The sequence below is a fragment of the Streptomyces sp. NPDC048637 genome (genome assembly GCF_040650675.1).
Lineage (GTDB): Bacteria > Actinomycetota > Actinomycetes > Streptomycetales > Streptomycetaceae > Streptomyces.
Window position 1 is genome coordinate 141,651 of sequence record NZ_JBEZHQ010000003.1, and the last position, 24,067, is coordinate 165,717.

At 69.8% G+C, this 24,067-nt stretch carries 15 protein-coding genes; 9 read left to right on the forward strand and 6 right to left on the reverse strand.

The window, feature by feature from the left end; translation table 11 throughout:
- Positions 1-261 precede the first annotated feature (261 nt).
- The 4 genes from AB0C46_RS05850 to AB0C46_RS05865 all read left to right on the forward strand — a co-directional run bounded on the left by AB0C46_RS05850 (position 262) and on the right by AB0C46_RS05865 (position 8,301).
- Positions 262-3,045, forward strand: coding sequence for an ABC transporter substrate-binding protein (locus tag AB0C46_RS05850; RefSeq protein ID WP_362825991.1), 2,784 nt, complete (start codon positions 262-264; stop codon positions 3,043-3,045).
- 133 nt (positions 3,046-3,178) lie between these two features.
- On the forward strand, positions 3,179-3,892 hold the full coding sequence (locus AB0C46_RS05855; protein WP_362825993.1) for a hypothetical protein: 714 nt from the start codon (positions 3,179-3,181) through the stop codon (positions 3,890-3,892).
- Positions 3,889-5,202 carry a HAMP domain-containing sensor histidine kinase gene (locus AB0C46_RS05860; protein WP_362825995.1) on the forward strand — a complete coding sequence of 438 codons (1,314 nt, stop codon included), beginning with the start codon at positions 3,889-3,891 and terminating at the stop codon, positions 5,200-5,202. The genes AB0C46_RS05855 and AB0C46_RS05860 overlap by 4 nt, the downstream gene beginning before the upstream one ends.
- A gap of 213 nt (positions 5,203-5,415) precedes the next feature.
- Positions 5,416-8,301, forward strand: a complete 2,886-nt coding sequence (locus AB0C46_RS05865) for an AAA family ATPase (protein ID WP_362825996.1) — start codon at positions 5,416-5,418, stop codon at positions 8,299-8,301.
- Positions 8,302-8,324: 23 nt separating this feature from the next.
- On the opposite strand, the gene AB0C46_RS05870 is transcribed toward AB0C46_RS05865, so the two are convergent.
- The 6 genes from AB0C46_RS05870 to AB0C46_RS05895 form a co-directional block, all read right to left on the reverse strand.
- Positions 8,325-8,804, reverse strand: a complete 480-nt coding sequence (locus AB0C46_RS05870; protein ID WP_362825998.1) for a diadenosine tetraphosphate hydrolase — start codon at positions 8,802-8,804, stop codon at positions 8,325-8,327.
- A 136-nt stretch (positions 8,805-8,940) separates the two neighbouring features.
- A complete protein-coding gene (locus AB0C46_RS05875; protein WP_362826000.1) occupies positions 8,941-9,957 on the reverse strand; it encodes a DUF5954 family protein in 1,017 nt (338 codons plus the stop codon).
- Between the two features lie 212 nt (positions 9,958-10,169).
- Positions 10,170-11,831 carry an FAD-dependent oxidoreductase gene (locus tag AB0C46_RS05880; protein ID WP_362826001.1) on the reverse strand — a complete coding sequence of 554 codons (1,662 nt, stop codon included), beginning with the start codon at positions 11,829-11,831 and terminating at the stop codon, positions 10,170-10,172.
- Complete coding sequence (locus AB0C46_RS05885; protein WP_362826003.1) at positions 11,828-13,714, reverse strand: thiamine pyrophosphate-binding protein; 1,887 nt, start codon at positions 13,712-13,714, stop codon at positions 11,828-11,830. Before AB0C46_RS05885 ends, AB0C46_RS05880 begins: the two co-directional genes overlap by 4 nt.
- Positions 13,711-15,840 carry an FAD-dependent oxidoreductase gene (locus AB0C46_RS05890; RefSeq protein ID WP_362826005.1) on the reverse strand — a complete coding sequence of 710 codons (2,130 nt, stop codon included), beginning with the start codon at positions 15,838-15,840 and terminating at the stop codon, positions 13,711-13,713. The genes AB0C46_RS05885 and AB0C46_RS05890 overlap by 4 nt, the downstream gene beginning before the upstream one ends.
- 6 nt (positions 15,841-15,846) lie before the next feature.
- Positions 15,847-17,319, reverse strand: a complete 1,473-nt coding sequence (locus AB0C46_RS05895) for a Dyp-type peroxidase (protein ID WP_362826006.1) — start codon at positions 17,317-17,319, stop codon at positions 15,847-15,849.
- Positions 17,320-18,125: 806 nt separating this feature from the next.
- On the opposite strand from AB0C46_RS05895, the gene AB0C46_RS05900 reads away from it, so the two are divergent.
- From AB0C46_RS05900 to AB0C46_RS05920, 5 genes are all read left to right on the forward strand, one after another.
- Positions 18,126-18,608, forward strand: coding sequence for a hypothetical protein (locus tag AB0C46_RS05900; RefSeq protein ID WP_362826008.1), 483 nt, complete (start codon positions 18,126-18,128; stop codon positions 18,606-18,608).
- A gap of 402 nt (positions 18,609-19,010) precedes the next feature.
- Complete coding sequence (locus AB0C46_RS05905) at positions 19,011-20,126, forward strand: IPT/TIG domain-containing protein (RefSeq protein WP_362826010.1); 1,116 nt, start codon at positions 19,011-19,013, stop codon at positions 20,124-20,126.
- Between the two features lie 465 nt (positions 20,127-20,591).
- The gene (locus tag AB0C46_RS05910) at positions 20,592-20,738 is read left to right on the forward strand and encodes a hypothetical protein (protein WP_362826012.1); all 147 of its coding nucleotides are present in this window, start codon (positions 20,592-20,594) and stop codon (positions 20,736-20,738) included.
- Between the two features lie 210 nt (positions 20,739-20,948).
- Positions 20,949-22,154 carry a cytochrome P450 gene (locus AB0C46_RS05915; protein WP_362826014.1) on the forward strand — a complete coding sequence of 402 codons (1,206 nt, stop codon included), beginning with the start codon at positions 20,949-20,951 and terminating at the stop codon, positions 22,152-22,154.
- A gap of 535 nt (positions 22,155-22,689) precedes the next feature.
- On the forward strand, positions 22,690-23,895 hold the full coding sequence (locus AB0C46_RS05920; RefSeq protein WP_362826015.1) for an aromatic ring-hydroxylating dioxygenase subunit alpha: 1,206 nt from the start codon (positions 22,690-22,692) through the stop codon (positions 23,893-23,895).
- Positions 23,896-24,067 lie beyond the last annotated feature (172 nt).

Sequence of the window (24,067 nt, forward strand, 5' to 3'; positions counted from 1 at the left end):
CCCCGGGCCGGCAGGCTCAGCCACCTCCGCGCAGGTCGGCTGAGCCTGCCGCGCCAAGGCGCGCTGCCCGCGCACCAGCCATCCCGCCGTGCCGGCGGATCACCCATGACTCCCCGGGCATCGGCAGGCACACATGGTTAGTATCGGCACTCCTGATGGTCGCGCAGCGGGTGCATGTCCGGGAGAGGGGTACGCGAGCGTGCAGCTCGACATCGTCGTCGACGGGGGAGCCGGCGGAGCCGGAACGGATCAGCGGTCACCGTGACGATCCTCCCCGACCCCGTTGCCTCGCAGGCCCTTCTCATCGGGGTCCATGACTACGAGAACCTGGCGGCCTTACCCGCCGTCGAGCGCAATCTGGCCGGACTGACGCGGGCGTTCACCGACCCGGACTTGTGGGGATTACCACCGGCGCACTGTGTCGCACTGCCCCAGCCGCCGAGCGCCCAGGAAGTACTCGACACCCTCAGCAGCGTCGCCCTGCGCGCCACCGACACCTTGGTCGTCTACTACGCCGGGCATGGACTGATCGACCCGTACAGCGATGAGCTGTATCTGGCGCTGCCCGGCTCGGATCAGGAGCGGCTGTACAGCGCGCTGCCCTTCGAGTGGGTGCGCCGGGCGATCCTGGACCCGCGGATCGGCGCCCGGCGCAAGGTGGTGATTCTGGACTGCTGCTACAGCGGGCGGGCTCTGCTGGGCGGCATGAGCGGCACCGCCCAGGTGGCCGACCACGCGCTGATCGAGGGCACGTCCCTGATGGCGGCCTCCGCACAGACCCGTAAGGCGCTGTCCCCGCCCGGCGAGGAATTCACCGCGTTCACCGGCGAATTGATCACCGTGCTGACCGACGGGATCGTCGACGGCCCGCACCTGCTGGACGTGCAGACCCTGTACCGGCACCTCTACACCTCGCTGGCGGCCAAGGCCAGACCGCTGCCCCAGCAGCGCAACCGCAACACCGGCGGGCAGATCGCACTGGCGCGGAACCGCGCCCATCCCGCCCACCGCCCGCAGCCGTCGTCCCAGCCGTCCCAGTCGTCCCCACCGCCTCAGTCATCCCCGCTGTCCCAGCCATCCCCACCGCCTCAGTCATCCCCGCTGTCCCAGCCATCCCAACCGTCCCCGCCACCCCGGACACCGGCCCCCACCCCGGACCGCACCTCTGACGCGCGCGGCGAGGAACATACGCAGACCGCTCCACCCCGACAGCACGAGACGCCCGACGCTGCCCGCACCGATGGACCGCGGCGCCGCGGAAGGCCGGCCTCCGTCCGGACCAGGGCCATCGCGGTGGTGTCGGCGGCGCTCCTGGTCGCGGGAGTGTCCACCACCCTCACTCTGCTGAACGGCTCCCACGGAGAATCCGACGGCGCATCCCCGGGCGGCGTCACCGAAACCAGGTACAACGCCGCTGTCGGCCACGTCCTCAAGCCAGGGGGCAGAAAGGGCGGCACGCTGAAGTTCATCAGCGTCCGCGATGCCGATTCCTGGGACCCGCAGCGCGGCTACTACGGCTTCGTAGGGAACTTTGCCCGCTACTACACACGTCAACTGGTCACATATGACCCGGAGTCGAAGAACGCCGCACTCACACCGGACCTGGCCACCACCAGGGCCAAGATCACCAACCACGGCCGGACCTACACCTACACGCTGCGCAAAGGGGCCACCTGGGAGGACGGGTCGCCCATCACCTCCCAGGACATCAAGTACGGCATCGAGCGGCTCTGGGCGCCGGACGTCCTCTCGGGCGGACCGGACTACCTGAAGCAGGCGCTCGACCCGGAAGGAACCTACCGAGGGCCGTACAAGGACACCTCGGCGACGGGCCTGAAGGCGATCACGACGCCCGATGCCGGGACCATCGTCTTCACGCTGCCGCGGCCCAACGGTGACTTCGAGCAGATGCTGGCCATGATGGCCGGCTCGCCCGTGAAACGGAGCCGGGACACCAAGGCCGAATATGGCCTCAGGCCGTTCTCCAGCGGCCCGTACAAGTTCCAGTCGTACCGCCCGGGCAGGAATCTGGTGCTGGTGCGCAACCCCCGCTGGCGGCCGTCGTCCGACCCGGTCCGCAAGGCCCTTCCGGACCGGATCATGGTCAGCATCACCGACGATCCGACCTCCGTGGACTCCGGTCTGATCAAGGGCGATTACGACCTGGAGCTGACCACCACGGGGCTGGGCCCGCCCGCCCGGGCCAGGGTGCTGTCGGATGACGACCTCACCAAGAATGTGGACTCCCCGCGGTCCGGTTTCGTCCACTACGCGGCATTTCCGCAGACGGTCAAGCCGATGGGTAACGTCCACTGCCGCAAGGCGGTCGTCCACGCAGTCGATCGCCGGAATCTGCAGACCGCGCTCGGCGGCACCGTCGCGGGTGGCGACCTCGCGCCGAATCTGCTCCCGCCGGGCATCAGGGGCGCCGACCCCACGTTCGACCCGTACGGCGTGCTCAAGAACGGCGGCAAGCCGAACCTGACCAAGGCCAGGGCAGAGCTGAAGGCGTGCGGCCGGCCGGACGGTTTCCCGACCAGGATCGCGGTGCGCAACGACCGGCCGGCGGAGGTTGACGCCGCCGCAGCGCTGCAGAGTGCGCTGGGCAGGGTCGGCATCGAGGCGAAGATCGAGAAGTTCGACGGGGCACGGGCGGCCGAGATCGTCCGTGTGCCGTTGGAGGTGAGGAAGAGGGGCTACGGCATCGTCATCACGAGCTGGAGCGCCGACTTCCCGACCGGGCAGGCCTACTGGCGACCGCTCGTCGACAGCCGGCTGCACCGGCCGAGCGGCAATTACAACCTCGCCGGGGTCGACTCCCCGTTCATCGACAAGCTCCTCGACCAGGCCCGCGCCGAAACCGACCCGAACACGGCCGGTAAGGCCTACGAGCGGATCAACCGCAAGGTCGCGGAGGACGCCTCCTACCTGCCGTTCGTTTACGACAGATACGTCAGCTGGCGCAGCCCGCGGTTGACCAGTGTTCACGTTTCCGCCGCCTACGGCGGTTACGACTATGCACGGCTGGGCGTCAGCGGCACCTGACACCGCGGGCTTCGCGGATGAGCTGCCCCATGACCTCCCCGTTCGGGCATTTCGAGCATCTCGGGCTGCGCGGTGGAGCGCAGCGAGCATTATGATCCGGACAGGCCCAGCCCGCACCACGACTGGAAGAGATGTGCTGCTTCTCCGTTCCTCGTTCTTCCCGAGGCCGGTACGGATGATGTCGTTCGCCCTTGCGGCGACGGGCACGGTGGCGCTTTTGGGCGGCTGTACGGGGAGCGGGGAGCCGCTGAGTGCCGGCCACACTTCGGGTGCCTCGGCCCCGGTGCGGCTGTGGCCGGATCGCAAGCCCGCGCCGCAACCCGAGACGGGGACGGGCGAGAACCTGCCCGCTGCCGTTCCCGGGGTGGCCCGTGTGCCGTCCGGGGACATCCGCAAGGCGCCGCTGCTCACCGTCGTCAAGGCGCAGGTGGCCGCGGGATCCTCCCTCGGCGGCGGGCCGCAATTCGACGCCGCCACCGCGAGGAAGATCGACGCCTGCGCCGACAAGCCGGCGCACTGCCCGGTGCGGAAACCGCAGTACCAGGATCTGACCGGTGACGGGAAGGCCGAATTGATCGTGGGCATCGAGGCGCTGGACGAATCCCTGGCGCTGTGGGTCTTCACGCTTCAGCATGGGGTGGTGACCCGGATCATGGACGCTGGTGCGACGCCGCTGTCGGTGGAGATCGCGAACGGTGATCTGATCCTGCGGGAGCCCACGGGCACCCCCGGCTACGCCACCCGCACGGTCTACGCATGGGACGCCCGGACGCAGACCATGGCACTGCGGGCCATGGAGTTCGACGAGGCGGACTCGGCCACCCCCGCCCCGAAGCGAACGCCATGAGCCCCGCCCGGTCTCGTATGCGGCTGCGCCTGCCCGCCTGGACGGCGAGGCTCTATGTGAAGTTCGCCGTCTTCGTCATCGTGATGTGTTGTGTCCTCGCCGCGGTCGTCGGCGTCCTGGTGCACGTCCTGGTCGGCAGGCAGACCGAGGACCAGGCCCGCAGTGCGGCTCTGGCCGAACTGGACACCGTCGCGGCGGCGTATGTCGCCGGGGAGCCCCTCGGCCGCAACGCCGCGGTCAATCCCGCCGACCTCCCCGCCTCGCTCCGCGCCATGGCACGGCAGGGTGAGCGCGGCACCCAGCTCGCCGACCACCGTGGCCGCCCGGCGATGTGGGCCGTCACCCCTGCCGACGGCAAGGCGCTGGCCGTCCACATCGACTACACCCAGCGGGCCGCCGCGCTCCGCGGGCTGGACCGGGCGATCATCGGCTCCTCGGCCTTCGCGATCGGCCTCACCCTCCTCGTCGGGCTGTTCGCCGTCTCCCGTATCACCCGCCGGCTGCAGCGCACCGCCCAGGTGGCCCGCAGGATCAGCACCGGCGATCTCGACGCCCGCGTGGACGATCCCCGGGTCCTGCGCCCCGGCCATGCCCAGGACGAAGCCGCCGCGGTGGCGGCCGCCCTCGACGCGATGGCCGCAGCCCTCCAGGCCAAGCTGAACAGCGAGCAGCGTTTCACCGCCGATGTGGCGCATGAGCTGCGCACCCCGCTGACCGGGCTGCACGTGGCCGCCGAGCTGCTGCCGCCCGGCCGCCCGACCGAGATGGTGCAGGACCGTATCCGGACCATGAGCCGGCTGACCGAGGATCTGCTGGAGATCTCCCGTCTTGACGCGGAGGTGGAGCAGGCCGACATCGATGTGCATCAGCTGGGGCCGCTGGCCGAGCGGGCGGTGCTGGCCACCGGGCTGGCGGCCGAGGTCCGTATCGAGCGGGACGCCCGGGTGGAGACCGACCAGCGCCGGCTCCAGCGGGTGCTGGGGAACCTCGTCTCCAACGCCCACAAGCACGGCCGCCCGCCGGTGGTCCTGACCGTCGACGGCCTGGCCATCACCGTCCGGGATCACGGGGACGGCTACCCCGCCCGGCTCCTCGACCACGGCCCCCAGCGCTTCAGCAGTCACACCGGAAGCGGCAAGAAGACCGGCCATGGCCTCGGGCTGACCATCGCCGTGGGGCAGGCCCGGGTCCTCGGCGCCACGCTGCGATTCTCGAACGCACCGGACGGCGGGGCCGTCGCCGAACTCGTCCTCCCCTCAGCGACCCCGGAGTGGCGGCTCCAGCAGCCGACGGGCGCCGACGACGCCTGAGAGCGCTGTCCGGCGCGGCTCAGGGAGTTCGTGCTGCCGCCGTACCCGGTAGTTCCCGGACCGCAGCCTTCGCCGGACGCATCCGGGCGGTGCCGGCAGGGACGACTCGGGCAGTTCGGGACGGTTGTCCACGGGGGCGGTCAAAGCGCCATTGTTACGTTCTCATGATCTGGCCATGGACGTACCACCAAGTACATTCCCGACATTGACCGCATGACCATGGAGATGTCCACCCCTGCCGCACAACCGGAGCGCCTCCCGGGTCGCCTGGTCGGCCGTGAGGCCGAGACGGCGGAATTCGGCAGGCTGGCCGCAGCCGCCGTGGCGGGAACGGGGCAGGTGGCGTTCCTCGGCGGCGCGGCCGGCCTGGGCAAGACCGCCGTGCTGGAGTACGCGGTACTGACCGCGGAGCGTCTCGGCATGCGGGCGCTGTACGGTGCGGCGCAGGAGGCGGATCAGCAGCGTCCGTTTGCCGCGATCGCGGCCTGCCTGGGAATGGACCCGGCGTCCGGCGAGGCCTCCCGGACCCGTGCCGCGGAGAGCCTGCGTGCTGCGGACCGCTCCGGGCTGCCGGGTGTGCGACGCGGGACGGCCGAGGCGGATTCGGCCACCGTTGAGGCGCTGCTCGGCCGGGTCGGCGCCTTGTGCGCGCAGCGGCCGCTGGCGCTCTTCATCGATGACCTCCAGTGGGCCGACCCGGCCAGCCTGCTGGTGGTGCACCGGCTGATGCGGTCGGCTCACCGGCTGCCGCTCCTGGTGACCGTGGCCTATCGGCCGGTACCAGGAGGGGAGGCCGACCGGTTCTCCCGGAGCCTGGCTCTTGGCAGCCGCACCGTACTGGAGCTGGCACCGCTGACTCCGCCCGCCGTGTCGGCCCTGCTCGCCGGCCTGTGCGGCGCGGAGCCCGGCCCGCGCCTACGGCGTATGGCCCAGGGGGCGGCGGGAAGCCCGTTGTACCTCACGGAGTTGGCCGCCGCCCTGCTGCGCGAGGAGGCGGTCGACATTCGCGGGGGAATCGCGGAGGTCGCCGCCGGCTGCCCCGTGCCGCCGCTGACCGCACTGATCACACACCGGCTGCGCTCGCTGCGTGATGAGGTGCGGCAGGCCGTGCAGGTCGCCGCGGTGCTGGGGGCCGGCTGCACGGTCGCCGATCTCGCGGCGGTTCTCGACCGGCCGACACACGAACTGCTCGGCATCGTCGCGGAGGCCGAGGCGGCCGGAGTGCTGCGGGACGCCGGGGACCGGCTGCTCTTCCGCCACGACCTCGTACGGCACGCCCTGTACGACGCGGTACCGGGCTCGGCCCGCGCCATGCTGCATGTGCGGACGGCTCAGGCGCTGGTGGCCGGGGGAGCGGCGGCGGAGCGGGTTGCCGAGCATCTGCTCGCGGCGGCCCCGATGGCCGGGGAGGCCCTGACCACCTGGCTCGACGGATCGGTGGCGCAACTCACCGCTCGCGCACCCGCCATGGCCCTTCAGCTCATCGACCAGGCACTGGCGCTCGCCGACCCCGACGAGCCCCGCCATGACCGTCTCCAACTGCACCGCGCCCTCGCTCAGCTCTCCTGCGGCCACCTGGCGGAGGCGGAGGAAACCGCCCGGTGCGCACTGGCCAGGACCCGCGCCCCCGAAGGGGAGCACGCCCTGCGCTGGACCATCGCCCATGCCGCCTTCGCCCGCGGCCGGCCCGACCTGGCACTCATCGAGGTCCGTGCCGCCGGTGGCAGCGCGGATCTGCCGGTGGTCGAGGCGACCCGGTTCCGGGCGTTCGGCGCGTTGTGCCTGTTGGCCCTGGGCGAGCTGGGTGAGGCCAGGGCGGTCGCGGCAGCCGGCCGATGCGCAGCCGAAGCGGCGGGTGACGGCCTCGCCCTGGCCATTGCCCTGCACGTTCTGGCGGCTGAGCGTTTCCTCGCGGCGCCGGGCTCCGAGGCGCTGGAACTGGCCCGGCAGGCAACGCGGCTCATTCCGGAAACGGCCCAGTCGGCACAACGGATCTGGTTGCAACTCGCCCTGGCCAACAACTACGCCAGTCTGGACCGCGGCCACGACGCGCAGCGCACCCTTGCAGCCGTCCGCACGGCAACCGAGCGCACCGGAGGCATCTTCCTGCCCTGGTACCACCTCTCCTGCGCCATCCTCGCGTTCAACACCGGCCGCTGGGACGACGCCCTGACCGACATCGAGGCCGGGCTCGGCCTGGGGGAGCAGTTCGCCATGGGCCGGGCCCTGCGGGCGCTGGCCACCCTGATCGCGGTGCACCGCGGCCAAGAGCCAGCCACCGCAGCTCATTTGACCACCAACGCCGCGGCGTCCGACGGCGGAACCCTCGCCTGGCTCTGCGAGTTCCTGCCGCTGTGCGCCGATGCCCTCGTGGACGAGGCCCAGGGCGACGCCGAGCGCGCCTACACCCGCCTCGCGACGGCATTCGACCACGGCATCGGCCACCGTTCGGGCCGGCTGATCCTCTGCTTTCTGACACCCGATCTCGTCCGGCTCGCGCTGGCTCACGACGACGTTGCCAACGCCCGGCGATACGCCCACGCCGCCCGGCAGCGGACCGAGCACAGCGGTGCGCCGTACCACCTCGGTGATGACTTCCGGTGCCAGGGACTCCTGGAACGGGACCCCGACCTGCTCTTGGAAGCAGCCCGTTGCTACCGCGAGGCCCCGAGGCCCCTGAGCGAGGCGCACGCCTACACCGACGCCGCGGAACTGCTCGCCCACTGTGGACAACCGGCCCAGGCCCGCGCCCTCCTCGATCGAGCCCTGGAGATCTTCACCCGGCTGGACGCCCGGTGGGACGCGGCCCGCGCCCACTCCCGCCTCCGTGGCATTGCCGCCGGTCGAGGAGCCCGAAGACCCCGGAGCAGCGCCCGCTACGGCTGGGAAGCACTCACCGAAACCGAACGCCTCGTCGCCGGTCATGTCGCAGACGGCCACTCCAACCCCGAGATCGCCGCCCGTATGAACATCTCTCGACGCACCGTCAGCACGCATGTGTCCAACATCTTCAACAAGCTGGAATTGTCCTCCCGCGTCGCACTCGCAGCCGAGGTCATCCGCAGGCAGGACCCGGAGCAACCGAAACAGCCCTGCTAGGCAGGTGTCTGCGGCCCTGCACGTCAGGCCCCCGCGCGCAACCGGTCCAGCTCGCCGCCGATCGCGTCCCGCAGCACATCATGCTGCGGACCGAGCCTGAACTGTCCGTCGCTCCACCGGTCACGTGGATAGAGCCACACCGGGGCACACACCCGTTCGGCCGGCTCCCACTCGAACCGCGGCCACACATGCGCGTGCAGGAACGGGTCGGTGTTGCCCAGGATCTCCAGATTGACCCGCCGGAAAGCCGGATCCAGCCGTCGGCAGGCCCGCTCCACCGCTTCGCCGAGTTGGTCCAGGTCCGACAGGAACGACAGCCGCTTGCCCTTCGGGAGGTCCGACAGCCGCTGCACATCCGGCTCGTCGGCCAGAAGAACCGAGTAGCCCGGCAGGAACTGAACATCGCCGATCACGGCGAACCCCGACGCCAGCCGCCGCAGCACCGTCGGGTTCTCCCCCCGCAGAGCCGCCCCGATGCGATCCATCCGCCACTCACCCGTCATGGTCAGAACCTACCCGCAGGTCACGTCGGTGTTCCTTCCGCTCGGGCGTCGGATCGGCCGGATCCGATCCGGCCGTACCGGATCGGGCTGCCTCCGCAACCACCCGCCCCCGCTCCCGCCCGCGTTCAGGGAAGGTTCAGTCGTCATGGCGGATGGTGCCGTTCTCGTCCATGGTCGGGTGGATCTTCGTCGGGCCGTAGTCATCCTGGTCCGAGGGACGGGGCGGTTCCGGTCCGTCGGGGCCGGACCTGATCATCCGCTCGATGCGGCAGATCCGGAACAGGGTGTCGCCGACGCGGGCTTCGTCCGCGCGGCCGGCGGCCTTGAACTCCTCGGCGGCCTGCGCGTAGCGGATGCGTTCACGGTCGCTGAACTTGCGGAACAGGGGCCAGAATTCACTCATCCCGTCGAACAGCAGCCGCCGCGCGTCATGGGGCGTCGGCATGAGGGCACCTTGCGGCCGCCACCCGCGGCCGCTGCGTTCCACCACCCCGAAACCGACGGGAAGGAGCAGGACGTCCGGATGCGAGGTGAGCGCCCGCTCGGAGTCCCGGCGTACGTCGGCGGGAAACCGTGAGCCGGAGTAGGCGAACCCCTGGAGTGCCAGCTTCATGGCGCCCGCCATGAGGCCGTTCACCCGGCCGGGGGCAAGAGCGAAGCCCAGGTCCGGCGAGGGTGTTTCCTGCCGGCCGTCCCAGGAGCGGTCGGCCGGTTCCGGGTCGGTCGGCCGCGGCGGCTCAAGGCCGCTCTCGCCGCTGCGTGCGAACTCGTCCCCGCGCACCACCCGGTAGTGCACGCCGAGGACCGTCATCTCATTGACCGGTTCGCGTTCGAGCACCGCCACGGCGGCCAGCAGTTCGCGTCGGACGGCGGGGTCGTCGGTGTCGTCCTTGGCCTTGAACCACAGCAGGGAGTTCAGGCCGTCCCTGGCTTCTTGGGGCATACCACTGGTGGCGGGCGTCAACAGCCGCCAGTCCGGGCCGCTTTCGGGATCCCGTGCGGCGAGCCCGAAGACCGGGCCGCGCAGCATGAGATGCGGATAGCGGTAGGAGGCGTCCACGGCATCGGCCTCGGTCACCCATTCCGTCGGATCGTCGCGGCGGACCAAGCCCTCGTGGAGCCGGTCGATCTCTCGCTTCCAGTTGTCACCCATGCGCCCAGTGTTGGGTCTGAACGGCGGCAACCCGGGCCGAAGGCGGCAAGTGATCAGACCGTGGTGCGGTGAAGGTCGAAAACTGACGGACGTTGCTCATCGAGCAGTCATGCGGGGACTCCGCGACCGGGGAACGGCAGGCCCGGCCGGCATACCGCTGCCGGCCGGGCCTGCCCCTCAGTCCATCGGGACCGTCAGAGCCTTTCGGCCCCTCAGTACAGACCCTGCGTCAGTGCGACCGAGTCCGGTACCGCGACCTCCTCCGGTGCGCTCAGGGGCATGATGCCCAGGATCTGCTGGATGACGTAGTGGGCCGACATCATCGCGCCCTCCTGCCAGCCGGGCAGTGGCGAGATCTGGTCGCCGGTGACGAAGAAGGCGTCGGTGCCCTCCGGCTGGAGGAGTTGCCTGTACGCCTTCTTGTGGCTTGCCACCTGCGGTTTCCACGCTGCCCAGCCGCCCAGCTGGTAGGGCACCTTGTGCCAGGCGATGGAGACGCCCTTCTCGTCGGGGACGAGCTTTCTGTCCTTGAATTCCGGATGCAGCTGGATGGCGCCTTCGCGCGCCAGCCGCAGGCGCTTCTCCGGGGTGAGCTTCCCGAGGGTGTCGGCCGCGCCCTCGAAGTTGTAGGCGCCGGTCAGGGTCCCCTTGTCGGAGAAGTAGTCGTTGGACGGATACCACATCTGGGTGATGTTGTGGCCGGTCCAGCTGATGCCTCCGTAGATCCCCTCGGTGTCGTCCCAGCCGCCGAGGTCGCCCTCCCAGAAACGGCGGTTCGCCTGCCAGCCGACCTTGCAGGTCTTCTCGAACTCCACGAGGCGGATCGCCTGCTCGAAGGGGTCCGAGAAGCGGGTCAGTTTGATCTTGCGGAGCACCGGGGCCGGAATATTGCTGACGCAGTAGCGGGCGTCGGCATGGAACTCGTCGTCCCCCTTGCGGTACGTGACGGTGGCCCCGAGCCCACGCGGATCGATCTCGATCTCCCGGACCTCGGCGCCCAGCACGAACTTCGCACCGGCCCGTTTGGCCTCGCGTGCCAGTGCCTTGACGATGTGGTCCATGCCGCCGACCGGCTGGAACATCGTGGCCTGCCACAGGTAGTCGACCGGCTGGTAGAAACGGGCCTTCCAGAAGCCCGAGTGCACCAGCTCCTCGAAGGACAGCGGCGGAGCCGATACCGGCCACTCCTCGATTTCGGGCCGGTCCAGGTAACCGGAGCGGGTGGAGCCGCGGTACTTGCCGTTCGCGTCGAGGGCGCCGAACACCCGCAGCAGGTCCCGCAGTTCACCGGTGAAGGCGTCCCTGCTGACCAGCGTCTCGGCGAGCTTGGCCGCGAGATGGCCGCGGGTGTCGTTCGCCACCCGCCGGTTGGGCCAGGTCACCTCGGCATGCGGCGGGCGGACCCGGTTTGCCGTGGTCTCCATGACGTACGGCTCCAGCTTCACACCGAAGTCACGGCAGTACTTGAGCACCCGGCGGTGGTGGTACGGGATACGGCCGGGCCCGAGGTTGAGGTACAGGCCGTCGTCGAACGCACAGGTATGTGTCCGGGTGACGGCGCCGTGCTCATCGAGCTCATAGAGCTGGTCCCCGTTGCGCGCGGTGCGGTTGCGCCCGCCGACGCGTTCCTGCGCTTCCAGGACGGTGACCCGGTAGCCGAGCATGCTCAGTTCGTACGCGGCGGTCAGGCCCGCGACACCGGCGCCCAGGATCAGCACCTTCGCGCCCTCGCCCGGGGTGCCGGCGGGCCGTACGGCGCCGGTCCAGCCGGTGGCCTCCGGCCCGGACAGACCGCTCATGGCGTGCCGGAGCGCCTCCGCGGAGTCGTCGAGGGTGGCGCTTGCCGCGGACCGCTGTTCGTTCGGGCTGGTCATCCCACGTTCCCTTCCGACGGTGCGCCGACGGGCGGCGGACAGTTCTCGGCGATCTTGTACTTGAGTGCCTCGGGATAGTCGTGCCGGTCCAGCTGCACCCGCACGATGACCGGGCCCTGGTTGACCGCGTCACTGGGTTCGGCGATCCGCTCCAGCAGGGCGCTGAGTTCGTCGTGCTTACGGACGGCGAAGCCGTTCATCGGGTGCTTGCTGGAGCCGAAGACGTCCGCGAGCTTCTCGTACCGCCAGGGGTGCAGTTCGTTGTAGAAGTCGGCGCCGTTGGAGGACGGAGTGCCGTCCTGGTAGTAGCAGGGGTGGACGAGCATCTGCTCGATGCCGTAGAACGCCTCGTTGTCCAGGACGAACACCACCGGGCGCAGCCCGTGCCGCACATGGGTGGACATCTCCTGGCAGGTCTCCTGGAACGAGCCGTCGCCGACGAAGACCATAGGGCGCTTGCCCGCATGGCTCCGGCCGAGCGCCACCCCGGTGGCCGCGCCGACCGAGTAGCCGATGGACAGCCAGCTGTTCTGCGCCACGTACGAGGCGCGCTCCGCCATCCGCAGGTTCATCGAGCCGATCAGCGCGAACGCGGCGTCGCACACCACGGTGAACGGGTTGCTGCGCTCGCCCGGCGGCTCGCTGGTCTGCGCTTCGAGGAAGGCGTTGACGTGCCGGAAGAAGCTGTCGTACGTCACGTGCTCCGGGTACGGTCCGCCGGTCTGGGAGGCCAGGTAGGCGGCGGTGCTGTCGGAGACGTCGAGGCCGTCCTCGTGCGCGCGGGCGAAGTAGTCCGCGGCGAAGGCACGGTCCCCGAACTCGGCCACCAGGCGTTCCCGCAGCGCGGGGAGGAACCGGGCGAGCTGTACATCGGGGAAGTACGAGGCGCCGACATGCACCCCTTCCTGGGCGGCGACCGCCCAGTCGTCGCCGATCGACTGCACGCCGCCGAGGTTCTTCGAGGTCGCCCACGTGCCCAGCCCGATGCGGCAGCCCGCGTTGTTGAAGACCTCGGCGACCTGCGGATTGCTGGCCTTGCCGTTGTAGACGCCGGAGAAGCCCGGGGTGTACTCGGAGACCACGGACTTGGCGCCGATGGTGGTGCAGAACGGGATACGGGTCTCGCGCACCAGCTTCTCGAACTCGTCCGACAGCCGGAAGCGGTCGATCTCCTCACCGGCCCACAGGATCGGGTTGCGGTAGTGCCGGATCAGCTCCACACACGCCGTGACCGCGCGGTCGAGCATGCGCTGGTTCTTCGCGGTGACGGGGCGCTCGCGCCGCGTCAGCCGGCCCTGCGGTGCGGGGCACCGCGCCTCCCAGACGTCATCCATGACCTCCAGATAGACCGGCCGGCGGTGGGAGAGGCACGCGGTGATCGCGCTGTCGATCTGGGTGGGGGCCAGCCCCGGGTTGGAGATGGCCTGGGCGTCCACGGTCACCTGGCGGTAGACCTCCAGGTTGCTCTCCGGGCGCTGCGACATGTGCGAGGTGAGCAGGCCGATCGCCTGCTGGTTGAGCCACTGCTCGTACGACGGAGCGGCGTTGATCGCGATCAGCGGTACATACTCGGCGAAGGCGCCGCCGATCGCGTTGAGCAGGTTGAACGCGCCCACGCTGTAGGTGACCGCGACCGCGCCGATGCCCTGCTCGCCGAGCGCGATCTCCGCGTCGGCGGACGTCACCCGGGCGTAGGCGTCCGCGGCCTGGCCCGCACCGCCCTCGGTGGGGGTGCCCACCCAGCGCACTCGGGTCTTCTCGTGCAGGGTCGACAGGAACGGGCCCAGGTGGTCGCCCGGAACGCCGAACAGATGGGTGATGCCGAGCTGTTCCAGCCTGAGGGCCAGATACTCGGCCACAGTGCATGTCTGGGAGGTGCTCATGACGTCAGCACTCCCTCGCGCGACCGGTCCGACGAAGCGGTGGCGGACCGGCGCTCGCGGGGCGCCGCGGCCCGTCCGCCGGCGGTGCTCTCGTCCGCCGCGGGAGCCTCGTTGACGGCGATGGCGGCGCGTACGGCCGTCTCCACCGCGCCCTCGATCCAGGCGTGCTTGAGCGACACATGCTCACCGGCGAAGTGGACCGGTCCCTCGGGCCGCACCACATCGAGGTGGAAGCTGGTCATCTGGTGCGGGGTGTAGACGGCGGCCTCACCGCAGGCGTACGGGTCGCGCAGCCAGCTCTGGGTCTGGCCGGCACCGGTGTAGAAGACCTCGATCCGCCGCCCGTGCACCGACTGGAGGTTGAGCAGGGCGTAGCTGTAGCGCTCGGCTTCCTCGAAGGAGTCCCAGCGCGCGGCGTCGTCCGACCAGGAGTAGCCCGCCAGCACCACACCGCCCTGACTGCCGGGGACGGGATGGGAGGGGTAGTACATGAAGCGGTTGGGGTTGTCGGTGGTGGAACCGCCGCCATAGGCGTGCGTGGCCGGCCGTACGCCGCCGCGCAGCGGGGAGTTGCGGTAGTACTCCACCTGCTGGGGGCTGATGCGCTTCTCGTCCACGCTCGGGTGGGCGCCGAGCAGCCCCGTGGGCAGCTCCCGCAGACTCTGCGGAGCGGCCATCGCCGCCTCGGCGTCGTCCTCGCCCCACTGCTGGTAGTAGTCGTACAGACCCGGCGCGATGGCGTCGAGCTCCCGCTTCCAGTCCTCCTCGGTGAACTCCCACCAGCGGCGGGAGAATTCCAGGAGCACCTTGGTCGCCTGGTCGTAGTGCGTCTCGATGACGGCCCGGCGCTTCTTGTACGAGAACGGCGGGGTCACGGCGGTGAACCGCAGACTGGAGAACGGGATGGTGACGATCGCCAGGTCCCCGGTCCAGGTCTCGACCTCGCCGTACGGATCGCCCTCGGGCACGGTCTGGATGGCGACGGCGGGGCCGCCCGGTCCGGCGAGTCCGCCGTGATGGCCGTCGCGGCCCGGGTCGTAGTACTCCAGCCGGACCATCCGCTGGCCCATCACGATCTGGTCCCGCAGATCCTTGGCGAGCGCCTCCGGGAGCTTGCGGCTGCCGCCCTCGATCTCCCAGTAGGTGGCGGTGGGATCGATGTCGCTGCGGCCCAGGAAGCTGTGGAAGAAGGCGAGGTGCAGCCGCGAGGTCATGTTCTCGATCGTGCCGATCGCCTCGATGGCCTCATCGCTGAACCCGGCGTACTCGCGCAGGAAGCGGCCCATGGAAAAGCCGTCGAAGTCGCGGACGACCCCGGCCCAGCCGTCCAGCCACTCCTTGAAGGGCTTGTTGACGCGCTTCCCGTCGCTCTGCAGCACGGAGTAGTAGTCCCGCACCGGTTCCAGGGCCTGGTTGACCATCTCGGACACGGTCAGCCGCGATTCGCAGCCGGTGAGATGGAAGCCCTCGTTGATCTGGGACGGGTCCTTGGCGTAGTGGGCGCGGCGCACCTGGGAGCGGTTGGTGCGGATCCAGGTGTGGTTGCGCTTGTCCGGCTCCCGGAAATCGGGGCTGGGGTCACCGTTCGTCCAGATCTTGCCGTCCTTGAACGACTTGTAGATCACCGGCGGAACGGGGGCGGTCTGATTGCCCGTCGACGGATCGATGTCGACGTTGAAGAACAGCCGCCGCTTCAGGCCGAGTTTGTCGATCAGCGCCAGGGTCAGCGGGTGGAAGCTGGGCAGACGCATCGCCCCGGCTTCCGCGTACTGCGCGGGGTCGGTGAAGGGCGGCGGCTCGCCCTTCTTGGCGTGGAAGGTCTTGATGCGGCCGCCGACCCGGTTGGCGTTGGCCTCCAGAATCGTCACATCGTGCCCGGCGCGGGTCAGCAGATCGCCGGCTACCAGGCCGGCGATGCCCGCTCCGACGATCAGGATGCGCTTGGGGGTGGCGGGACGCTCCAGGCCCTTGTCGATCAGTACGTCGAGGTAGCGCAGCTTGAGGTCCTCGTTGGCCGGCTCGGGGCCGACCAGCAGGAGTTCGCGGGCGAGCTGCTGATAGGTCTTCTCGTTGGCGCGCTCGGCTCCGGCGTGCTCACCGCGGAGGTCAGGACGGATGTCGTTCACGGCAGCTCAGCCCTTCTCGTGCAGGGACTCGTTCGCGGCGAGCCGCCGCAGGGTGCTGATGGACGGGGTGAAGGCGTACACCGCACCCGTGGTCTGCACGAACCGGTTCATCGAGACGGTGCCTTCCTGGCCGTCGGCCAGCACGATGCGGGCGTCCGGGCTGCCGGAACCGCCCTGCCTGATGGTGCCGGTCACCTTGTCGATGCCGTTGGGCGCACCACTGGTTCCGGGCAGGAAGTTGGGGTTGTTCGACCAGGCCCGCTGGAGGAACTCGAACTGCCGCTCCAGCGAGGTGCCGTAGCACACGAACATCAGGCCGCGCTCCGCGTCCCCGTTGCTGCCCGTGTACGCGGGACCGTACGGAATGCCGCGGCGCATGACACGGTGCTTCTGGGTGGGCTCGAAGTGACGGGGATGCGACCTGCGGATGTGCGCGGCGCACGGGGTCTGCTTCCCCTGGCCGTCGTTCTCGTAGGTGAAATCGTTGCGCTCCGGACCGACCCCGGTCACCGGGTTCTCGCCCTGCGCGAGGGGCGTGCCGTCCTTCTTCCGGCCGACCAGACATGCGCCCAGCCGGTCGGCGGAGATGCCGTCCGGACGGAACTTGGCCGCCTCGCGTTCCACGGCTCCATTCCAGCCGGGCACGTCCTGCGCAAGCCGGCGCACCACCTGGAGCGAACCGTTGTCCAGCCACTTGGGAGCCTCGGGCGGTGCTCCGCTCTCGCTCTTGTAGCCGAAGACGAACTCGCCGGGCTCGACCAGGTTGGACCCCGGGCGGTTGTCCCGGAAACCGGCGTTCTCCCGGTCCTCGCGGTGGAAGTCCTTGACTCCCGGCTGGGAGATGCCGTCCTTGTACCCGAAGTGCTCGTGTCCGCGCAGATCTCCGGTCAGGGTGCGGCCGTCGTCCTGGTGGACCAGCGTCACCTCGTGCGCCGAATCCGCGGCGGCGATATTCTTGAGCTTTTCGTTCAGCGCCGCCTCCGTGTCCGCGGCGACGATCAGTACGGCATGTACGTCGGTCCGGTCCGAGCCGAATCGCCAGTGCTCGGGTGCGCTCGTACCGTCGTCGCCGAGGTCCGCCGCCTGTCCGGCCGCGCCCTTCACAAACGATCCGAACGGCGCCAGATCCTGCTTCACCTTGTCGGGTTCCCGGGCGACCTGGAGCAGGCCCTGGAACGTCAAGGACACCCCGACCCAGGTCGCGGCGATGGACGGATCCTGGCCATAGGCCCGGCGGGAAAGGGAGAACTCCTCATTGAAGTCCTCGACCGTGGCGGTCACCGAGACCGTGTTCAGCATGACGGAAAGCCAGCCACGGCCGCCTGCACCGTTGGTGAAGCGCACATAGCGGAACGCCATGTAGTCCTTGTTGAAAGCGGCAAGAATATTGCCCTGGATTTCCCTGGACCTGCGCAGCGGCGGTTCCGGAAGCTGCTCGATTTCCGGAGCACCAGTCGGACGCAACGAAGTAGTGGTCACTTTTCTCCTTCGGGGGAGCTGCGGGTGCTTCGGGGGCAGCGGGGATTTCGCACGCAGGCGAAGCCGGCTCCCGGCACGCAGAGGTGGAGGTCGATACGGAAGGGGCACAAGGGCACACCAAAACCAGCCGGTGTACGGCTTGTGCCGCCAGCCCAGCACCGAACCTGCCGCCTCGCAGAAGCACCGACGCCAACCGGAGCACAAGGTCACCCGTACCGGTGAGCGCAGCTCGCCCACGACGCATGGGACGGCCGGAAGCGACCGGCTCGTCCAGCGGCATTTCTTACCGCTGGACCCTCGGCACGTTCAGAATCAACCCGGGCGGAAAAGCGCCGGGGCAGTCGCGGGGAATTCCACTCCAGCAGCTCATCAGGGGGCTGCCCGCTGCCCGGCCGCCGGTGCTGCGGCGACGGGGTTCGTCTCCACGGCTGAGCGGTACGCCCCTCAGTGCCGCACCCGCGAATCTGAGAACCTACCCGCCGAGAGGCCGTCCTCATCCCCGCAGGCGACACGCACGGAAGCAGCTGTCCGCCGAGGCGGCCGGGGGAGAGCCGGACCGTGCCCGGAGCACAGTCCGCACGAAGCCCGGGAGGCCGTGAGTGCGCCTTCTTCGCGCTCCTGGGACACTCCGTATGCGCCGTTCACCACCACCTCCGGGAAACAGTGCAGAATCCGGCTCGGGCGTTGGTGCGGGCATTCACACCTTCTGTTGAAGGCCCTTACGCGCGCCCTCGGAGCGAAGGGAATTCAGCAGATCCTTCTCTGTGGTCGGGCGCGCTGCGCGCCCACGACGGAAGGACACGGCTATGCGACGCACCATCGTCGGCACCTGCGCTGCTCTCGCGGCCTTGGCCATCGGGCTGGCCGGCCCGGCCACCGCCGCTCCGGTTCCGGTGACTGCACTCAACTGCGACGGCGACACCCATCAGTGCACGGCCAACCTCCGCTTCGGTGACAACAATTGGAAGGCCAGCTGGGGCGCGAACATCTTCCACCAGACACCCCGGTCCGCCTACCGCGCTCCCGTTCCGGTGACCGCTCTCCACTGCGACGGCGACACCGGAAAGTGCATTGCCAACTTGCAGTTCGGCGACGGTTACTGGCGGGCGAGCTGGTCCGCGAACATCTTCCACCAGGCGTTCCGGTCCGCCGACGGCACACGGCTCGCGGCTCCCGTTCCGGCGAACAGCCTGAACTGTGACGGCAACATCGGCCGGTGTTCCGTCAACCTCCAGTTCGGCGACGGAAACTGGAAGGCCAACTGGCCCGCGACCATCTACCACCTGTAACAGACCCTCCCCTCCGCCAGGGGATTCGCAGTAGGAAGGGGCCCGGGGGCGAGGGATATCCGTCCCCGGGCCCGTCGCATGACATCAGCAGGCCGCTTTCGGTACGTAGCGGCCGCAGCCGCATCCCGCACGCCTGCCGCTCGCACCCACGGCGCGGGAAAAGAAGCGGCGGAATACCGGCGTACGCCGGCCCCTCAGGCGAGGGTGACGCTCATCTGCGTATTGTCATTTTGATCGCCGAACGCATCATTGCTGTCACGTACACGCCTTCTTCCGATCCGCCGGGAACCCTACCGTCGCAGGCACCCAACATTCGACGGCGGCACCTTCCGCTCCGCGAATGCCCGTTCACGAATGGACTCGTGAAACGGCGACGGAGCGGCGGCTGCCCAGGGAGAAGTCATGTCCGACGTCATACAGCAGCTAGTAAATCCGCAGGCCCCGGGCTCCTGGCCCGGCGGGGACGGGGGCGGTGGAGACTGGCCCAGATATCCCAGACTGTACGAGGCCATTCCGGCCTCGGGGCCGACCTCCGGAGGAAACACCGTCCTGCTCACCGGGTCGGGCCTGCTGGGCACGAGCCAGGTCACCTTCGGCGGCGTCCCCGCCACCATCGTGGCCCAGGACCCTTCCGGCAACTCGGTCACCGTCATCGCACCGGCGCACGCCGCGGGCACCGTCCAGGTCATCGCCACCACACCGAGGGGCCACAGCAATGCGGTGAGCTACACCTACACCGTCACCCCGCCGAGCGGTCCGACGGTCACCACGCTCGTCCCCACCAGCGGGCCCACCACCGGCGGCACCGCGTTCGCCATCATCGGTACCAACCTCACCGGTGGGACGGTCACCTTCAACGGCGTCCCGGCCCTCGGCGTGTCCATCAACGCCATGGGCACAGTGCTCACCGGCACCACGCCGCCCGGCCCCGCCGGCAACGTCCCGGTCGTGGTCACCACACCGGCCGGGAGCACCACTGTCGCCGGCGGATTCACCTACCTGGCACCTCCGCCGGTGGCCGCGTCGCTGTCGCCGTCGTCGGGCAGTACGGCGGGTGGTACGGCGTTTGTGATCACGGGGAGCAATCTGGGCGGGGCGTTGGTCACGTTCAACGGGGTGGCGGCGACGGGGGTTTCGGTCAACCCCTCGGGTACGGCGCTGGTCGGCTTCACTCCTGCCGGTGCGCTGGGCAATGTCCCGGTCGTGGTCACCACACCGGGGGGCAGCGCCGCCGTCGCCGGCGGGTACACCTACACGGCACCGCCGCCGCCGGTGGCCGCGTCGCTGTCGCCGTCGTCGGGCAGTACGGCGGGTGGTACGGCGTTTGTGATCACGGGGAGCAATCTGGGCGGGGCGTTGGTCACGTTCAACGGGGTGGCGGCGACGGGGGTTTCGGTCAACCCCTCGGGTACGGCGCTGGTCGGCTTCACCCCGCCCGGCCCGCTCGGCAATGTCCCCGTCGTGGTCACCACGCCGTCCGGCAGCACGATTGTCGCCGGCGGATACACCTACGTGTGAGCGGACGCTCCTCCACCGGCGCCCACGGAGCGGCGCCGGCCCGCGGGAGTCCGCTTCCGCGGTGAACCCGGCGAGCAGAGCCACCGCGCCGGTGCCTCGGCAGGGATCGTCCCCTTCCGTTCCTGGCGAGCGCGGCCCAGGCGTGTTGTCCCGGAACGTGGGTGACGGGTGACACGCCCAGGGCGGCAGGCTCCGACGAGGTGAGGGCCTTCTGGCTCGGTGCGGATGGCGACATCCGCACCGATGTCAGGAGGCTCTTACGTGTGTTGACGCTATGTCAGGCGCCGCCGGGCTCTGCGGCTCCGCGCCTCGGGAGCGCCGGGCGGCGACGCCCCGGAAAGAGCGAATACGGGGGCGATCGGCGGGCGGCGCCCCCGCCTCTCCCACCCGCACAAGAGTGTGATCCCGCCACTCTCCCGCCGGGCCATCCGTCAAAGCCGCAGGTCAGAAGCTCAACGTGAGCATGTGACTCAGCAACCCCCGCCGCGTGTTCCCGAGAAGCCACGGCGCCTGTGGCTCAGGAAGTACGCCCGCTTCACAGCCGCCCATGCCATTGAGGGGATGACCGGGGCCGCCATCTCCGCTCTGCTGCTGTACCTGATCCAGCGGTAGACGGGCCCGGCCCTGGAGGCCGCATTCTGCCGCCGGCCCGAGGGGGACGGCGGCAGCGGCGGCTCCGGCGCACCCGTATCGCCGGGCATCCGGTACCCGGCCGGGCCGCCCGGCATTTCGGCGCGGGCCGCGGTTAGTGGCTCCGCCGCCGGGGAGGGTTCCTCCGTACCCAGTCGTCCCGAGGCAGCGTCACGACGGACAGGAGGCCGGATGACCACGGAACCGGTGGGGACAGTTGATCTGGCGGCAATGGGGGAGGACTTCGTCCGCGATCCCTATGAGGTGTACGCGCGGCTGCGCGAGCGGGGCCCGGTGCATCGCGTACGGCTCCCGGACGGCACGGTCGTCTGGCTGGTCGTCGGCTATGACGCGGTACGCGCGACGCTCAGCGATCCCCGGCTGTCGAAGGAGTGGCGGCACGCCTCGTCCGCGCAGCCGATGCAGCCGGTGTCCAGTGGCATATCGATGCTCCGTGCCAATGCGCCGCAGCACACCCGGCTGCGCGGCCTGGTGGCCCGTGCCTTCACCGCGCGCCGGGTGGCGTCCCTCGCACCGCGCGTCCAAGAGTTGACCGATGAGCTCCTGGAGACGATGCTCGCCGCCCCCGATGGCCGCGCCGACCTCGTCGAGACGCTGGCCTTCCCGCTCCCGATCACCGTCATCTGCGAGCTCTTGGGGGTGCCCTTCCTGGAGCGGGGCACCTTCCGTACCTGGACCGACATCCTGATGGTCGGCGCCCCCACACCGCAGACCAGGGAAGCCCTGGCGGCCATGACCGGCTATCTCGACCGGCTGGTGGAGACCAAGCGCGCCCGCCCCGGCGACGACCTGCTGAGCGATCTGATCGCGGTGAGCGACGAGGACGGCGACCGGCTCAGCCATGAGGAACTCCTGGGCATGGCCCAGCTGTTACTGATCGCCGGGTACGAGACCACCGGCAACCTCATCTCCAACGGCGTCCTGGCGCTGCTCACCCACCCGGCCCAACTCGCGGCGCTGCGCGCCGATCTGTCGCTGATCGACGGCGCGGTCGAGGAGATGCTCCGCTACGACGGGCCGCTGGAGACCTCCACCTTCCGTTTCACCATCGCCCCGACCGACATAGCGGGCACGGTCATCCCCGGCGGTGGCGAGGTCGTGCTCCCCGTGATCGCCGACGCGGGACGCGACCCCCTCCGCTTCGACGATCCCGACCGCTTCGACATCACCCGCACCGCCCGCGGCCATGTGGCCTTCGGCCATGGCATCCACTTCTGCCTCGGTGCCCCGCTCGCCCGCCTGGAGGCCCGGATCGCGGTGCGCACGCTCCTGGAGCGCTGCCCGAAGCTGGAGTTGGACGCCCACCCGGCCGACCTGAGCTGGCGGCTCGGCGCCTTGCTCCGCGGCCCGTGGCATCTCCCGGTCCGCTGGTCCTGAGGTCCCTGCCCGGTCCGTCGACGGTGCCGCGCCGCGCCGATCCGACGCGCCGGACGAACGGGGAGCCCTGGCCCGACAGCACGGGCCAGGGCTTCGCTGTACCGGCGGGGAGCCACGGCCGGGACGGCGGGACGGACTCCGCGCATCTCTCGGCCGTACGGGACAAACCCTCCAGCGGATCTTCGTGAGGTACCGGGCGCGCGCCGCTCGGATGCCAAACGGCCTAAGGGCTGTCCCGTAATCCCTGGCGGGCGCACGACGACAGCTACGGCACCTCGCCGCGTTGTCGGAACATCCGAATACGCCCAGTATCCGGACGTCCCTCCGCCTTGCGATGTACCGCATCTGACGCCGTGCGCTGATCCACCAGGGATTACGGGACAGCCCTTAGTCACCCTCCGGGGCGAGTCTGATTGCCGCCATACCGGGGGAAAGGCACAAGATGATCGCGGAGAACGGAAAAGGCGCGCTGCCCGCCGGGCACCCGGCGTTCTCCCCGTTCCGTATCACTGACCCGCGTGCGAGGGAGAAACGTATGACCAAGGCTCAGCCCGCAAGGCCCGGGACCATTGCGGCCGGGCCGGCCGGTGGCCCGGATCCTGTGCGGGAACACCGTCCCGGAGCGACGGCCGACCTCCGGCGTACGGGAATCCATCCCAATTTCTGGTACCCGGTCGCGGTATCCGGAAGCGTGCCGAAGAACAAGACATTCGCCGCGGTATTCGCGGGGGAGCGGATCGTGCTCTATCGCGGCGAGAGCGGCGCGGTCTTCGCCTTGGAGGACCGGTGTGCCCACCGCCAGGTCCCGCTGAGCATGGGCGTCGTCGAAGGCGAGACGCTGCGCTGCTGCTATCACGCCTGGGCCTACCGTGGGAACGGCCGGATCTCGCAGATCCCGTATCTGCCCAAGGGGGTCGACCGGCCGCCGCGCGGTGTGCGCTCCTATCCGGTCCGCGAATCGTACGGCCTGGTGTTCGTCTTCCCGGGTGATCCGGAGAAGGCGGCCACGACCCCGCTGCCCGAACTGCCGCAATATGATTCGGCCAAGCACAAGACCATGGTGTTTTCGCGCACGGTGCGCTGCCACTACTCGTTCATGCACGAAAATCTGCTGGACATGAACCACCAGTTCCTGCACCGCGGCGTCCTCGGCAAGATCCAGCCCAAGCTCCTCGGATACGAAACGGGTCCGGATTTCGTGGAGGCCCGGTATCTGTTCGTTCATGCCGGTGGAAAGAAGGACCGCGGTGCCGGTCTGATGAATGGCGAGGGCTTCGGCGGAGGCGATTCGCCCGACGTCATCACCGTCCGCACCGAGTACCCCTATCAGACCCTCCAAGCGGTTCCCGAGAACGCCGAACTTCCGGCATTCTCCCTCTGGGCGGCCTACGTTCCGGAGGATGCGGAGCAGCGCACCCATCATGCCTATGGCCTGCTCATGATTGCGAAGCCGCCGGTCCCGGGTGCCCTGCATCTCGCCTGGCCGTTCATCCGGCGCTTCACCGAGCGGGTGTTCGCCGAGGACCGGATGGCGGTCGAGGCCGAGCAGCGGGCCTGGGACGAGCAGGGCGAGGACTGGAACCAGGAGGTCTTCCCGCTGATCCTCGATGTCCGTGACGTGTTGCGCACCAACGGCGTCCCCGTCCGTCCCGAATCCGCCCTCTGCGGGGCCGCCGCGTTCTGCGACGGCTCGCCGCGGGCCGGCGCGGCATCGGGCACCAAGGCGAACCAGCCGGGCTGACCGGCCCGGCTCGACGGGGGATTCCGGCTCGCGCGGAAGGCGCCTGGCCCGGCCGCACGCCAGGTCGGACGCCTTCGCGGCGCGGCTCCGCACGGCCCTTCCCGCCCTTCTTGCCTTCTCGGCCAATTTAAATCAGTTGCTTGACTTAGGTCGCTCCACCGGGTTGCCTGAG

What these genes read in the sequence shown, in the direction of transcription:
- AB0C46_RS05860 (WP_362825995.1), top strand. Translation starts at nt 3,889, where the DNA reads ATGAGCCCCGCCCGGTCTCGTATGCGGCTGCGCCTGCCCGCCTGGACG.
- AB0C46_RS05865 (WP_362825996.1), top strand. Translation starts at nt 5,416, where the DNA reads ATGACCATGGAGATGTCCACCCCTGCCGCACAACCGGAGCGCCTCCCG.
- AB0C46_RS05870 (WP_362825998.1), bottom strand. Translation starts at nt 8,804, where the DNA reads ATGACGGGTGAGTGGCGGATGGATCGCATCGGGGCGGCTCTGCGGGGG.
- AB0C46_RS05875 (WP_362826000.1), bottom strand. Translation starts at nt 9,957, where the DNA reads ATGGGTGACAACTGGAAGCGAGAGATCGACCGGCTCCACGAGGGCTTG.
- AB0C46_RS05880 (WP_362826001.1), bottom strand. Translation starts at nt 11,831, where the DNA reads ATGACCAGCCCGAACGAACAGCGGTCCGCGGCAAGCGCCACCCTCGAC.
- AB0C46_RS05885 (WP_362826003.1), bottom strand. Translation starts at nt 13,714, where the DNA reads ATGAGCACCTCCCAGACATGCACTGTGGCCGAGTATCTGGCCCTCAGG.
- AB0C46_RS05900 (WP_362826008.1), top strand. Translation starts at nt 18,126, where the DNA reads ATGCGACGCACCATCGTCGGCACCTGCGCTGCTCTCGCGGCCTTGGCC.
- AB0C46_RS05905 (WP_362826010.1), top strand. Translation starts at nt 19,011, where the DNA reads ATGTCCGACGTCATACAGCAGCTAGTAAATCCGCAGGCCCCGGGCTCC.
- AB0C46_RS05915 (WP_362826014.1), top strand. Translation starts at nt 20,949, where the DNA reads ATGACCACGGAACCGGTGGGGACAGTTGATCTGGCGGCAATGGGGGAG.
- AB0C46_RS05920 (WP_362826015.1), top strand. Translation starts at nt 22,690, where the DNA reads ATGACCAAGGCTCAGCCCGCAAGGCCCGGGACCATTGCGGCCGGGCCG.